The sequence below is a fragment of the Orbaceae bacterium lpD02 genome, from assembly GCA_036251875.1.
Classification (GTDB): Bacteria; Pseudomonadota; Gammaproteobacteria; order Enterobacterales; family Orbaceae; genus Orbus; species Orbus sturtevantii.
Genome location: CP133960.1, coordinates 2,508,631 through 2,521,215, shown reverse-complemented (window position 1 = coordinate 2,521,215; position 12,585 = coordinate 2,508,631). Strand labels below are relative to the sequence as shown.

Here is a 12,585-nt window from a genome sequence, read left to right as displayed (position 1 = left end):
TTCATTGTAAAAAGGTATTATAAAATAATATGTATTGTATCAATAAAAACAATGATAGCGACTGTTTAGTAGAAACCAATGTTAATATTACCTTAATTATTTGAGTGATGATAAATAAAATGACCAATCAAAATATGGTCCAGGATCGGTTTTCCGTTCAGGCGCAATATCGCTATGCCCAACAATAGATTCAATCGGATAATAGTTTTTTAAACAACATGTGATTTCAGCAAGCTTTGTATATTGAATTGATGAAAATGGCTCGAAATCGCTTCCCTCAAGCTCAATTCCAATCGAATAATCATTACAATTATTTCTACCTTGAAAAGATGATTTGCCAGCGTGCCATGCCCGTTTATCGAAAGAGACATATTGTATTACTTCACCATTTCGGCGAATAAAAAGGTGAGATGAAACTTCAAACTGATAAATCGTTTTAAAATACTCATGTTCATTAGGATTCAATTTACCCGTAAATAGTTGACTAACATAAGGCCCACCATATTGATTTGGCGGAAGGCTAATATTATGAATGACAAGTAAATTAATTAATTCACCAATAGGACGCTCATTAAAATAAGGCGATGCTATAAATTGAGTGTTGGTTAAGCAACCATGTTGAATTTTAAAATCCATATTAACCTTTTACCGTCACGATTTTGAGTAGCTAATCGCAAAATTATACCATTACCAGCCAATATGCAAAGCTAATTGCTATACACCATCAGCTCTAGTCCAGTAATTATATTAGCACTACTTTCTATTTATTATCTTAATGGCTTATTCGTTAATTTAATCAGGATATTTATCATGACAACAGATTATTACCGCGGTTTATCACAATCAGGCTTTACTTTATTTGAACTAATGATTGCTATTGCCGTTATTGCTATTCTTACCGCTATTGGCGTCCCGACTTACCAGGGATATGTACAAAAAGCGGCCATGACCGATATGCTACAAACTATGGCACCTTACAAAACAGCAATTGAAATTTGCTCGTTAGAGCAAGGTGATTTACAAAATTGTAATAGTGGGCAAAGTGGCATTCCTACGACGAAAACAACTCATTATGTTGCCTCAATAACGGTTGTCGCGGGTATTATCACTTTAGTTGGTCAAAGCGCCTTAAGTGGATTAACCACAACATTGACCCCAACAATAAATTCAACTCATGGTCAGCTTGATTGGTCAAAAAAATGCGTTACAACACCGGTCAATAATAATATTAATGATGCTTGTAATGATGTATTTAGGTTTTAATGGTCATGACAAACTATAGCGATCTTGAAATTATAGAGTTAGTTAACAAACTCTTAAATGATGCACTACTCCAGCGAGCATCAGATATTCACTTCGAACCTTATCAAGAGGAGTACCGAATCCGCATGCGCATTGATGGGGTATTGCAACTTATGAGCGTGCTACCGATTTTACTTGTAAAACCCTTGACTGTTCGCTTGAAAATTATGGCAAAGCTTAATATTGCAGAGCAACGTTTACCACAAGATGGTCAACTTCTGAACGATAAACAAGCTATGCGTATATCGACAATTCCTACCCTATACGGTGAAAAAATTGTCTTACGAATAATGGAGCAGCAGCAAAATATCTTCTTACTCGAACAACTTGGTTTATCTGAATATGAACAATATCATTATCGACAGGCTTTAAACAATCCTCAAGGGCTTATTTTAGTTACTGGCCCTACAGGCAGTGGAAAAACAATTACCCTTTATAGTGGACTTAAGGAGATCAATAATAATTCACGCAATATTTGTAGCGTTGAAGACCCTGTTGAAATGCCTGTTATAGGTATAAATCAGACACAAGTAAATCCAAAGGCTGGATTAGATTTTGCTAAAACGTTACGTGCATTTTTAAGGCAAGATCCTGATGTTATTATGATTGGTGAAATTCGCGATCAAGAGACTGCAGAAATTGCTATACAAGCCTCACAAACAGGGCATTTAGTATTATCGACGCTACATACTAACTCTAGTGCAGAAGCATTAATTCGTCTCAATCAAATGGGAATTAAGCGTTATTTAATTGCAGCGAGTTTAAAACTCATCATTGCCCAGCGATTAGCCAGAAAATTATGTCATCATTGTAAAATTCTTGCTGACGAAAAATTTATAGTTGAAGAAAATAACGCCCCTACCTTTTATGCTCATTATTTAGCTAAAGGATGCCAACACTGTATTGGCGGTTATTATGGCCGGATTGGGCTTTATGAATTATTCATAATAACACCTCAAATTCAAACTTTACTCGCCTCCAACGATAATTTTTCTTTGCATAATATCCAGCAAATAATGAAAAAACATAAAATTAAAACACTCTATTTATCTGGTGTCGGGTTAGTTAAACAAGGTTTGACTTCGTTAGCAGAAATACAACGTGTATTAGGTTCAATCAATGAATAAACGATGGCAAATAAAAAGATTCTATCAATGGCAAGATCTGCGTGGAACAAAACACGTATTAGTCGCCAGATCGTTAGCTGAAGCGAAGCAAGCATTATTACAAAACCAAGAATTCTTTTTCAAGTTAACAGCAAAAAAATACCTCACGTATCATAGTTTTAAAGTACAAGAATTAGTGATTATTACCAAACAATTAGCCACCATGCTAAACGCTGGTTTACCGATTATAAATAGCTTAGATTTACTGGCTAATCAAAATGGATTAATACAATGGAAATGGTTATTAGATAGCATTAAGCAACAAATCATGACAGGGGAATCGATATCACAAGCAATAAGTAATTATAGTAAGATATTCCCTGTGGTTTATGTACAAATTGTTGCAACTGGAGAATTGACCGGTCAACTAGAACACAGCTTTGAAATCGTCGCCCTACAATTAGAAAATACCCAAAAACTAAAAAAAAGAGTCAAAAAAGCCATGCGTTATCCACTTTTTTTATTTACAGTATCAGCTTTTGTCACCTTAATCATGCTACTTGTTGTGCTACCTAAATTTGCTGAAGTTTATCAAAATTTTGATGCTCAACTACCTTGGTTTACTCAATTAATAATAACGTTCTCAGCGTGCTTACAACATAATTTTTTAACAATCTTAGTCATTATCACCAGCATCTATCTATGCTACCGTTTTTATGTTAAAAAACGTCATAATTTTTTAATTATTAAATACTTATTGAAGTTACCAATAATCGGTCAGATAATAAAAACATCTTGCCTTACTATGATATTTCAAACACTATTTATTACCCAAAAATCAGGAATTCCACTGCTTTCCGGCCTAAAATCAGCGAAAAAAACAACTGAAAATTTACTATTCCGCCTCAGCTTAGTAGATATTATTAAAACCATTGAACAGGGGCTTTCATTTAGCCAAGCAATCGAACGTCATACTATTTACCCCAATCTTTGTAGCCAGTTGATTCGTATTGGTGAAGAATCAGGAACGTTAGATTTGATGTTACAAAGGCTGGGAGATTATTACCAACAGCAAAACCTCGAGCTTACCGATAATTTATCGCAAAAAATTGAGCCTTTAATGATGTCAATTATGGCGCTAATTATTGGTAGCTTAGTTATTGGTATGTATTTACCTGTTTTCCAATTAGGGAGTGTCATTCATTAATGAATATTATTACACTAATTTTGACTGCATTATTAGGGCTATGCTTGGGTAGCTTTATTTGTGTCGCTATTTATCGGTTTGCTCCCTATAAAACGCCATTAAAATACGGGTATGATATTACTTGTCGCCGTTCAAGATGTATGTATTGTAGTAAAAAATTAAGCTATCTATCGTTAATTCCTGTCATTTCATGGTTACTTCAAGGCGGTCGTTGTAAATATTGCCATCACAAAATTGCGATGAATTATCTATTAGCTGAATTACTTGTTGCGACTTATTGCTGTGTGATGATAGTAATTTATGGTAATACTCTTTGGTCAATAATATTAATCCTGCTAGGACTTTATTTTATAATATTAGCAATAATTGATTTTCAGTATTTATTATTACCTAATTATTTCACTTATCCGATAATGCTAGCGGGATTAGTTTTAAGCTATTTTGAACAAAACCCAATACAGTTGAGTGACGGTATATTAGGTATTATTTTAGGTTACGTTTTATTATGGCTGCCTGCAACGCTATATTATCATACTAAAAAGCATATTGGTCTTGGAGGAGGAGACATTAAACTCTTATCAGCTTTAGGCGCATGGATCCACTATACTCAACTACCTGTTTTAGTCGTGTTAGCATCGATCATGGGTATACTCTATATTATTTTATTAGCTTGCTTACAAAAAAGATCGTTAAAAACAGTCATCATTCCATTTGGCCCTAGCTTATTAATTGCCGCCTATGTAATATTACTAATGTAAATATCCTATCAACATTAAGCTATACGATAGCTGAGGCATGAAGACTTGCAGTTACTCGCCAGTATGATAAGCTGAACCAATATATATTTTATCTATCTTAATTTTATGCCTTATATTGTTGCGCTAAGTGGTGGAATTGCGAGTGGGAAATCAACCGTTGCAGATTTATTTGCCAAATTAGGCGTTCCTATCGTTGACGCAGATATTATTGCAAAAAAAGTTGTGGCAAAAGGATCGCAAGCACTTGAGCAAATCGTACACTACTTTGGCCAAGATATCCTTCTTTCTGACGGCAATTTGAATAGAGCAAAACTGCGTGAAATTATTTTTAACCATCAACAACACAGAGCATGGTTAAATCAATATTTACATCCGATTATTCAACGCGAAACGACCTTGCAAATTAGTAGGCTTAATACCCCTTATATTCTTTGGGTTGTACCACTATTAATCGAAAATAATTTGCAGAAACAAGCGAATCGAATATTAATCATTGATACCGACGTTAGCACTCAGATTAAAAGGCTAACAAATCGCGATAATATTAGTGAAGATTTAGCAAAAAACATGTTATTATCACAAACCAATAACGAAAAACGAATCAGTTATGCCGATGATGTTATCGTAAATAATGGTGATACATCTGAACTTTCTTCGCAAGTTATGCTGCTACATAATAAGTACCTTAAACTATCTCAAAATTACAATGAAGAGTTGAGCTAATATGGATAACGCTAAAGTAATTTTTGAACACCCATTAAATGAAAAAATGCGGACTTGGTTACGTATTGAATTCTTAATAAAACAAATTGAATGCAATAAAAAATTCGATAGTAACAATGCATTATTATTTTTTCATTCACTCTGTGAATTACTTGAAATTGTTGAGCGTAATGATATTCGAAGCGATCTAAGTAAAGATATTGATGAACAAAAACAAAAATTGTCGATTTGGTTAAATAAGCAAGGCGTAGATATAAAGATCCTCACGACGTTGCTTGATAAACTTAATGACATCCTTGCCCAACTAAATGCGACGCCTAAGCTTGGCCAAAGTCTCAAAAGTGACCGCTTTATCTCCTCCTTACGTAAACGGTTAACAATTCCTGGCGGATGTTGTTGTTTTGATCTGCCTTTGTTTCATTTATGGTTACAACAATCTCAAGAATATAGAGATCTGCAAATTGCAAAATGGTTAGAGAGCTTTTCCACCTTATATTTAGCGATTTCTTTCTATATACAACTAGTTAGGCAATCTGGTGGATTTAAATTATTGACCTGTTCAAATAACTTTTATCAAAATCCAAATGAAGTAAGCCGTTTATTAAGAATTAGACTTCCAATTAATAAAGGGTTATACCCTCAAGTATCAGGAAATGCGAACTGCTATGCTATTCGTTTTGTACGCTTAGAATCAGAATTGGATAATAAAATAGAAATGCAATGTGTTGAATTTGAGTTAGCGAACTGCTAAGGTACTAATTTGAATTTAACTAATAAATGTACCAATGATATATGAAAAAAGATAAATTAGCTGTCAGTTGCCCCACGTGCCAAAAACTAATTGAGTGGGATGAAAAAAATCCTTATCGGCCTTTTTGCTGCAAGCGTTGCCAATTAATTGATCTCGGTGAATGGGCGAATGAAACTCACCGTATCCCCGCAGATGAAATCAATGAACAAGATCTATGGAGTGAGGATGCCAACACGCCATTTAATGATAAAGATAATCAGCTATGAAAATTATTGGTATTGAAACGTCTTGTGACGAAACGGGTATTGCAATCTATGATGATCAAAAAGGGCTACTTGCAAACCAGCTTTATTCACAAATCAGTTTACATGCTGACTACGGTGGTGTAGTACCTGAGCTCGCTTCCCGAGATCATATTCGTAAAACTGTTCCCCTAATTCAAGCGGCATTAAAAGAAGCTAACTTAACGAGTGTAGATATCGATGCGGTTGCTTATACATCGGGACCTGGGCTGGTTGGCGCTTTGCTGGTAGGTGCATCAATTGGACGCGCCCTTGCTTATGCTTGGAGTGTGCCAGCCGTTGAAGTACATCATATGGAAGGGCACTTATTAGCTCCTATGTTAGAAGATAATCCTCCAGAATTTCCTTTTGTTGCTTTACTGGTCTCTGGAGGTCATACTCAATTAATACAGGTAACAGCAATCGGCCAATACCAGCTCTTGGGCGAATCAATCGATGATGCGGCTGGTGAAGCATTTGATAAAACAGCAAAATTACTCGGTATCGACTATCCTGGAGGAGCAAAGCTTTCCAAATTAGCCCAACTCGGTAGCGAAGCACGTTTTCATTTTCCCAGACCAATGACAGATAGGCCCGGACTCGATTTTAGTTTCTCGGGTTTAAAAACTGCGGCAGCAAATACTATCCATCAAAATCAGCCATTAGATGAGCAAACTAAAATCGATATTGCCAGAGCTTTTGAAGATGCACTCGTTGACACGCTAGTGATAAAATCAAAACGAGCACTTGAACAAACGGGGTATAATCGGTTAGTGATTGCTGGCGGTGTTAGTGCTAATTTAACCTTAAGAAATAGACTCGCTGAACTGATGCAAAAAAGACGAGGGCACGTTTATTATCCTAGACTAGCGTTTTGTACCGATAATGGTGCAATGATCGCCTATGCGGGAATGGTTCGTTTAAAAAAACAACAATTTGCTGATCTTGCTATTAATGTAAAACCTCGCTGGCCTTTAAGTGAGCTCACTGCCGAGAACTAACCGATCATACTTTTATAATCAATACCCAAATATAATGAGATATAACATGAAAACCTATATTCCTGGCAAAGATGCAGCGCTTGAAGATTCGATTAACCATTTTCATACTCTTTTAAAACATCATGGCTTAGAAGTAAAAGAAGCGTCTTGGCTTAATCCTGTGCCAAATGTATGGTCAGTGCATATACAAAATAACGACTGCTCTGCTTGCTTTACTAATGGCAAAGGCGCAAGTAAAAAAGCATCACTCGCATCAGCACTTGGCGAATACTTTGAACGTTTATCGACTAACTACTTTTTTTCTGATTTTTACCTTGGCAAAAAAATTGCTAATAATATAGATTTCGTTCATTATCCGAGTGAAAAATGGTTTGCTATTCCCGCCAATAACACCTTACCCGAGGGAATATTAACTAAAAAATTGCTCGACTTTTATGATCCTAATAATGAACTCGTCGCAAGTGACTTAATCGATTTACAATCAAGTAATTTAGCGCGCGGTATTTGCGCGCTACCATTTGTACAGCAATCTAATCAAAAAACCGTTTATGTACCAGTTAACCTTATTGCTAACCTCTATGCATCAAATGGTATGTCTGCGGGTAATAGCCAGAATGAAGCGAGAGTACAAAGCTTATCTGAAATCTTTGAGCGTTATACCAAAAATCGTATCATTGCTGAAGCAATTAGTTTACCCGAAATACCTGAGTCAGTATTGCAGCGTTACCCAAATACCGTTGAATCGATTAAAACCTTAGCACAAGAAGGCTTTCCTATTTGCTGTTTTGATGCGTCATTAGGCGGCCAATATCCGGTCATCTGTGTCGTTTTATTTAATCCGACTAATGGGACTTGTTATGCCTCATTTGGCGCCCACCCTAATTTTGGCGTCGCGCTTGAGCGTACGGTAACAGAACTATTGCAAGGACGCAGTTTAAAAGATTTGGATGTTTTTTCACCCCCATCGTTTGATAATGATGATGTAGCTGATTTGAGTAATCTTGAAACACACTTTATTGATTCTAGCGGTTTAATCTCTTGGGATCTATTTAGGCAAGAAGCTGACTATCCATTTGTTGATTGGTCTTTTAGTGGCGATGGTAGCTCAACATCTACCGAACAGGAATTTAATAATCTAATGGCAATTATTCACCAGCAAGGTATTGAGTTGCTAATTATGGATTATCAGCACTTAGGTGTTTATGCTTGTCGAATTTTAGCTGTTGGTATGTCTGAAATTTACCCGCCTGAAGATCTCCTTATTGCCAATAATAACATGGCAATCAATTGGCGTGATATAATTTTATCCTTGCCTGAGAGTAAACTAAGCGCTAAAAGCTATCTCGAAATAATAGAACAACTCGACGATGATGGCTTAGATGATTTTGCTCGAGTACGTGAATTGCTCGGCCTTGCAAGCGGCAAAGACAATGCATGGTTTACTCTACGTGTTGGTGAACTTAAAGCGATGCTAGCCTTAGCGGCAAAAGATCTAGAACAAGCCAAATTATGGTTAGACTGGACAGTAGAAATGAATAGCTCAATTTTTACGCCAGAGCGTAATTATGCTTATCGTTGTTTACTTACTTTAGTTGACTTCTTACTGATGCGCGATGCCAAACAGTTTAGTGATTACCAAATCGCTTTTAATAAAATGTATGGTGAAGAGTGCGTCAATGAGATGTGGCAATATGCGATAGGTAAAAAACGTTTTTTCGGTCTCTTCAATGTCGATGAAGATCTGACTCAATTCTCTACTCACCAACAGTTACTTGAGGTTTACGCTAAATTGCATCAAACAATGAAATAGTGCTCATTTTATCGATAAAACAGTGATAGTTTTATCAAGATAGCAGATTGCACTAATATTTTAACGAAATATCAGTAAGTTCTATCTTACTGATTAACTTAATATCTACATTGATATTTTATCGCGCAGCCAGTAAACTACCCTCTTACCCAAAATAAAGAGCGCTATAATGAAAACAATTTCTGACCTTATCGTACGTAACCATGCTTGGTCTCAAAAAATGGCCCTCGAAGATCCCAATTTTTTTAAACAGCTAGCGATAACGCAACGTCCTAGATTTTTATGGATTGGCTGTTCTGATAGCCGAGTTCCTGCTGAAAAACTAACAGAACTAGAGCCCGGAGAACTATTTGTTCATCGCAATGTTGCCAACTTAGTTATTCATACTGATTTAAATTGTTTGTCCGTAGTTCAATATGCAATTGATGTTTTAGGCGTAGAGGATATTATTATCTGTGGGCATCTTGACTGTGGTGGTATTCGCGCTGCGGTTGAAAACCCAGATTTAGGCTTAATAAATAATTGGTTACTGCATATCCGAGATATTTGGTTTCGCTATAGTTCATTATTAGGCGAATTTCCGGCAGAAAAAAGAATGGACATTCTATGCGAGCTTAATGTCATTGAGCAAGTTTATAATTTAGGCCACTCAACCATTATTCAATCAGCCTGGCAGCGTGGACAAAAAGTGAATATTCATGGCTGGGTCTATGGAATTAGTAACGGTTGTATTACTGATTTAAAGATTAGTTCATCAAGTAAAGAAAGCCTCGAGATCCACTATCGTGAAGCGATTGCCAATTTACTCAACCAACATGATCAAAACAAAACATAACTCACTATTTTTTATGTAACGTATGCACAATTTGGTTACTACTTCCGCGCCAAACTAATTTCGGGTCAGCAAGTTCTTGTATAAACTTACCATCGATAAGAACATCAATATAAGGCAAGACGGCTCGCTGATTGGCGGTTAACTCACCAAGTAAGTAACCCGTCCAAAGCCAAATATCCTTATTATCACACTGCATTTTTACTCTTTCTACTAGCTTAAGTATCGCAGGTATATTTTTAGGATGAAGAGGATCGCCACCAGATAACGACAGGCCTTGTCGTTTAATTTCACGATCTTGTAAATCACAAATAATTTGATCTTCAAGTTCTTGGCTAAAGATAAAGCCAGAATCAAGCGACCATGTACTTTTATTGTAACAGCCACGACATTGATGTACGCAGCCAGCAACAAATAACGAACACCGAGTGCCCGGTCCATTAACAACGTCAATAGGATAATAGCGGTGATAATTCATGATAATCCTACACTATGTAACATTAATTTAACCAAGTAATAAAAATAAAATATTTACCCCTTTTATCTTGTGATAAAAATGGTAAAGCATACTGAACTAACCAATTTGACCATTATTTAAATGCTTGACGCGCCGTTTGACTTCCTCTTGTTTACCTGAATTAAAAGGTCTTGCATCCGGGCTACCTAAATAGCCACAAACGCGCCTGATAACAGATACCTTGGCTGAGTCATGATTACCACAGCTTGGGCAAACAAAACCTTTGCTCGTACAAGAAAACTCACCAGTAAAACCACACTCATAACACTCATCGATCGGGGTATTGGTACCATAATATGGCACTCGGGAATAACTATAGTCCCATACATCTTCTAACGCTTGAACATTATTGATCATATTAGGGTATTCGCCATAACAGATAAAGCCACCGCTAGCTAATTCAGGATAAGGTTTTTCAAATTCAATTTTTTGGTACGGGTCAACTTTTTTCTCAACATCTAGATGGAAGCTATTAGTATAGTAGCCTTTATCTGTCACACCAGGAATAATACCAAATTCTGCGGTATCTAAACGACAAAACCTGTCGCATAAATTCTCGCTGGGTGTACTATATAAACTAAATCCATATCCAGTCTCCTTTTTCCATTGTTCTACCGCTTGACGCAAGCGAGCAACAATCTGTACACCTTTTTCACGTAACATCTCGCTATCAAATGGGTGCTCTTTATTATTAAAGAGTGCATTTAGCGTTTCATGTACACCGATATAACCCAACGATATTGAAGCTCGGCCATTTCTAAAAATTTCAGCAACTGAGTCATCTTCTTTTAGCCGAATACCGCAAGCCCCTTCCATATAGAGAATTGGCGCAACTCTGGCTTTGACATCTTCAAGCCTAGCAATACGAGTCATTAATGCTTTTTTACATAAGATTAAGCGGCTATCTAATAATTGCCAAAATTTGGCCTCATCACCTTTCGCTTCAATAGCAATACGAGGAAGATTGAGGCTAATTACCCCTAAATTGTTACGCCCATCATGAATTTGTTTACCATCTTCTTCATAGATCCCTAAAAAGCTACGACATCCCATTGGCGTTTTAAATGATCCCGTGACTTCAACAACCTTTTCATAATTTAAGATATCTGGATACATACGCTTAGATGCACACTCTAAAGCAAGTTGTTTAATATCGTAGTTAGTATCATCAGGCCTGTGGTTAACCCCATCTTTAATCGCAAAGACCAGTTTAGGAAATACTGCCGTTTTATGATTTCGCCCCAAACCTCGAATTCTTACTTTTAAAATAGACTCTTGGATCAATCTAGACTGCCAACTTGTCCCTAAACCAAAACCAAAGGTGACAAATGGGGTTTGCCCATTAGCGGTATGTAATGTATTAACTTCATACTCTAGTGATTGGAATGCGTCATAACACTCTTTTACTGTACGGTTTTCGGCATAAGCTTTCGCATCAGGAATATCCCACTCTTCAGCAATTTTTTTATGTTTTTCAAAGCTGATGGTGACAAATTTAGCTAATATTTCATCAATACGATTGATCGTTGTTCCGCCATAAATATGACTCGCAACTTGAGCGATAATCTGCGCAGTTACCGCCGTTGCCGTCGCTATAGATTTAGGCGGCTCAATCTCTGCATTGCCCATTTTAAATCCGTTAGTTAACATGCCGTCTAAATCAATTAGCATACAGTTAAACATTGGGAAAAATGGCGAATAATCAAGATCGTGATAATGCAATTCGCCGCTATCGTGCGCCCTAGAGATGTCTTTAGGTAATAGGTACTGCTTTGCATAATGACGGGCAACAATTCCAGCTAATAGATCTCGCTGAGTTGGAATAACTTTACTATCTTTATTGGCATTTTCATTTAAGATAGCAACATTGCTTTGTTCAATTAATCCTTTGATATCTTGATTTAAACGGCTACGCTCTTCGCGCATGCGATCTCTATCATGACGATATTCTATATAGGTTCTTGCTAGCTTTTTATATGGACCAGCCATTAACTGATTTTCAACCGAATATTGAATTTCATGAATATCGACGCTTTCTCGTTCTATCATCTGGTTGGTTACAACTCTGGCAACACTGGTGCAATAATCAGAATCATTTACATTAGCAGCAACGGCTGCTTTTAAAATAGCATCTCTAATTCGATTTTCATTAAAAGCGGTTTGACACCCATCACGTTTCACGACTACTGGCATTGTATATTCCCTTGAGTAGTTAAACTATATATAGATAATTTTTGAAAAGTATACACCATATATTGTGTTTTTCTACTCTATTGGCCTGTATTGAAAATTAATAG

General features: G+C 36.5%; 13 protein-coding genes. 10 read left to right on the top strand and 3 right to left on the bottom strand.

Annotation, left to right across the window (positions count from 1 at the left end; genetic code table 11):
* Nucleotides 1–96 precede the first annotated feature (96 nt).
* Complete coding sequence (ampD, locus tag RHO12_11095; protein ID WVD65899.1) at nucleotides 97–636, bottom strand: 1,6-anhydro-N-acetylmuramyl-L-alanine amidase AmpD; 540 nt, start codon at nucleotides 634–636, stop codon at nucleotides 97–99.
* A gap of 174 nt (nucleotides 637–810) precedes the next feature.
* Here ampD and ppdD point away from each other — a divergent pair, with 174 nt between their 5' ends.
* From ppdD to can, 10 genes are all read left to right on the top strand, one after another.
* Entirely contained in the window at nucleotides 811–1,263 is a 453-nt protein-coding gene (gene ppdD / locus RHO12_11090) for a prepilin peptidase-dependent pilin (GenBank protein ID WVD65898.1), read from the top strand.
* Nucleotides 1,264–1,268: 5 nt separating this feature from the next.
* Nucleotides 1,269–2,429 (top strand): ATPase, T2SS/T4P/T4SS family, encoded by a 1,161-nt coding sequence (locus RHO12_11085; protein ID WVD65897.1) that lies wholly within the window; start codon nucleotides 1,269–1,271, stop codon nucleotides 2,427–2,429.
* Nucleotides 2,422–3,615, top strand: a complete 1,194-nt coding sequence (gene hofC / locus RHO12_11080; GenBank protein WVD65896.1) for a protein transport protein HofC — start codon at nucleotides 2,422–2,424, stop codon at nucleotides 3,613–3,615. The genes RHO12_11085 and hofC overlap by 8 nt, the downstream gene beginning before the upstream one ends.
* Nucleotides 3,615–4,373: an A24 family peptidase gene (locus tag RHO12_11075; protein ID WVD65895.1), complete on the top strand. Its 759-nt coding sequence runs from the start codon at nucleotides 3,615–3,617 to the stop codon at nucleotides 4,371–4,373. Before hofC ends, RHO12_11075 begins: the two co-directional genes overlap by 1 nt.
* A gap of 105 nt (nucleotides 4,374–4,478) precedes the next feature.
* On the top strand, nucleotides 4,479–5,096 hold the full coding sequence (gene coaE, locus RHO12_11070; GenBank protein ID WVD65894.1) for a dephospho-CoA kinase: 618 nt from the start codon (nucleotides 4,479–4,481) through the stop codon (nucleotides 5,094–5,096).
* Between the two features lies 1 nt (nucleotide 5,097).
* Nucleotides 5,098–5,847 carry a cell division protein ZapD gene (locus RHO12_11065; protein WVD65893.1) on the top strand — a complete coding sequence of 250 codons (750 nt, stop codon included), beginning with the start codon at nucleotides 5,098–5,100 and terminating at the stop codon, nucleotides 5,845–5,847.
* Between the two features lie 41 nt (nucleotides 5,848–5,888).
* A complete protein-coding gene (gene yacG / locus RHO12_11060) occupies nucleotides 5,889–6,113 on the top strand; it encodes a DNA gyrase inhibitor YacG (GenBank protein ID WVD65892.1) in 225 nt (74 codons plus the stop codon).
* Nucleotides 6,110–7,129, top strand: coding sequence for a tRNA (adenosine(37)-N6)-threonylcarbamoyltransferase complex transferase subunit TsaD (tsaD, locus tag RHO12_11055; GenBank protein WVD65891.1), 1,020 nt, complete (start codon nucleotides 6,110–6,112; stop codon nucleotides 7,127–7,129). The genes yacG and tsaD overlap by 4 nt, the downstream gene beginning before the upstream one ends.
* A 46-nt stretch (nucleotides 7,130–7,175) precedes the next feature.
* The gene (gene ycaO, locus RHO12_11050) at nucleotides 7,176–8,939 is read left to right on the top strand and encodes a 30S ribosomal protein S12 methylthiotransferase accessory factor YcaO (GenBank protein ID WVD65890.1); all 1,764 of its coding nucleotides are present in this window, start codon (nucleotides 7,176–7,178) and stop codon (nucleotides 8,937–8,939) included.
* A 169-nt stretch (nucleotides 8,940–9,108) separates the two neighbouring features.
* The gene (gene can / locus RHO12_11045) at nucleotides 9,109–9,774 is read left to right on the top strand and encodes a carbonate dehydratase (protein WVD65889.1); all 666 of its coding nucleotides are present in this window, start codon (nucleotides 9,109–9,111) and stop codon (nucleotides 9,772–9,774) included.
* Nucleotides 9,775–9,778: 4 nt separating this feature from the next.
* On the opposite strand, the gene nrdG is transcribed toward can, so the two are convergent.
* Both nrdG and nrdD read right to left on the bottom strand, forming a co-directional pair.
* Nucleotides 9,779–10,249 carry an anaerobic ribonucleoside-triphosphate reductase-activating protein gene (gene nrdG, locus RHO12_11040; protein WVD65888.1) on the bottom strand — a complete coding sequence of 157 codons (471 nt, stop codon included), beginning with the start codon at nucleotides 10,247–10,249 and terminating at the stop codon, nucleotides 9,779–9,781.
* Nucleotides 10,250–10,345: 96 nt separating this feature from the next.
* Nucleotides 10,346–12,481 carry an anaerobic ribonucleoside-triphosphate reductase gene (gene nrdD, locus RHO12_11035; GenBank protein WVD65887.1) on the bottom strand — a complete coding sequence of 712 codons (2,136 nt, stop codon included), beginning with the start codon at nucleotides 12,479–12,481 and terminating at the stop codon, nucleotides 10,346–10,348.
* Nucleotides 12,482–12,585 lie beyond the last annotated feature (104 nt).

Coding starts and splice junctions, on each gene's coding strand:
- ppdD (WVD65898.1), top strand. CDS start 811: ATGACAACAGATTATTACCGCGGTTTATCACAATCAGGCTTTACTTTA.
- nrdG (WVD65888.1), bottom strand. CDS start 10,249: ATGAATTATCACCGCTATTATCCTATTGACGTTGTTAATGGACCGGGC.
- can (WVD65889.1), top strand. CDS start 9,109: ATGAAAACAATTTCTGACCTTATCGTACGTAACCATGCTTGGTCTCAA.
- nrdD (WVD65887.1), bottom strand. CDS start 12,481: ATGCCAGTAGTCGTGAAACGTGATGGGTGTCAAACCGCTTTTAATGAA.
- RHO12_11065 (WVD65893.1), top strand. CDS start 5,098: ATGGATAACGCTAAAGTAATTTTTGAACACCCATTAAATGAAAAAATG.
- hofC (WVD65896.1), top strand. CDS start 2,422: ATGAATAAACGATGGCAAATAAAAAGATTCTATCAATGGCAAGATCTG.
- RHO12_11075 (WVD65895.1), top strand. CDS start 3,615: ATGAATATTATTACACTAATTTTGACTGCATTATTAGGGCTATGCTTG.
- ampD (WVD65899.1), bottom strand. CDS start 636: ATGGATTTTAAAATTCAACATGGTTGCTTAACCAACACTCAATTTATA.
- RHO12_11085 (WVD65897.1), top strand. CDS start 1,269: ATGACAAACTATAGCGATCTTGAAATTATAGAGTTAGTTAACAAACTC.
- yacG (WVD65892.1), top strand. CDS start 5,889: ATGAAAAAAGATAAATTAGCTGTCAGTTGCCCCACGTGCCAAAAACTA.
- coaE (WVD65894.1), top strand. CDS start 4,479: ATGCCTTATATTGTTGCGCTAAGTGGTGGAATTGCGAGTGGGAAATCA.
- tsaD (WVD65891.1), top strand. CDS start 6,110: ATGAAAATTATTGGTATTGAAACGTCTTGTGACGAAACGGGTATTGCA.
- ycaO (WVD65890.1), top strand. CDS start 7,176: ATGAAAACCTATATTCCTGGCAAAGATGCAGCGCTTGAAGATTCGATT.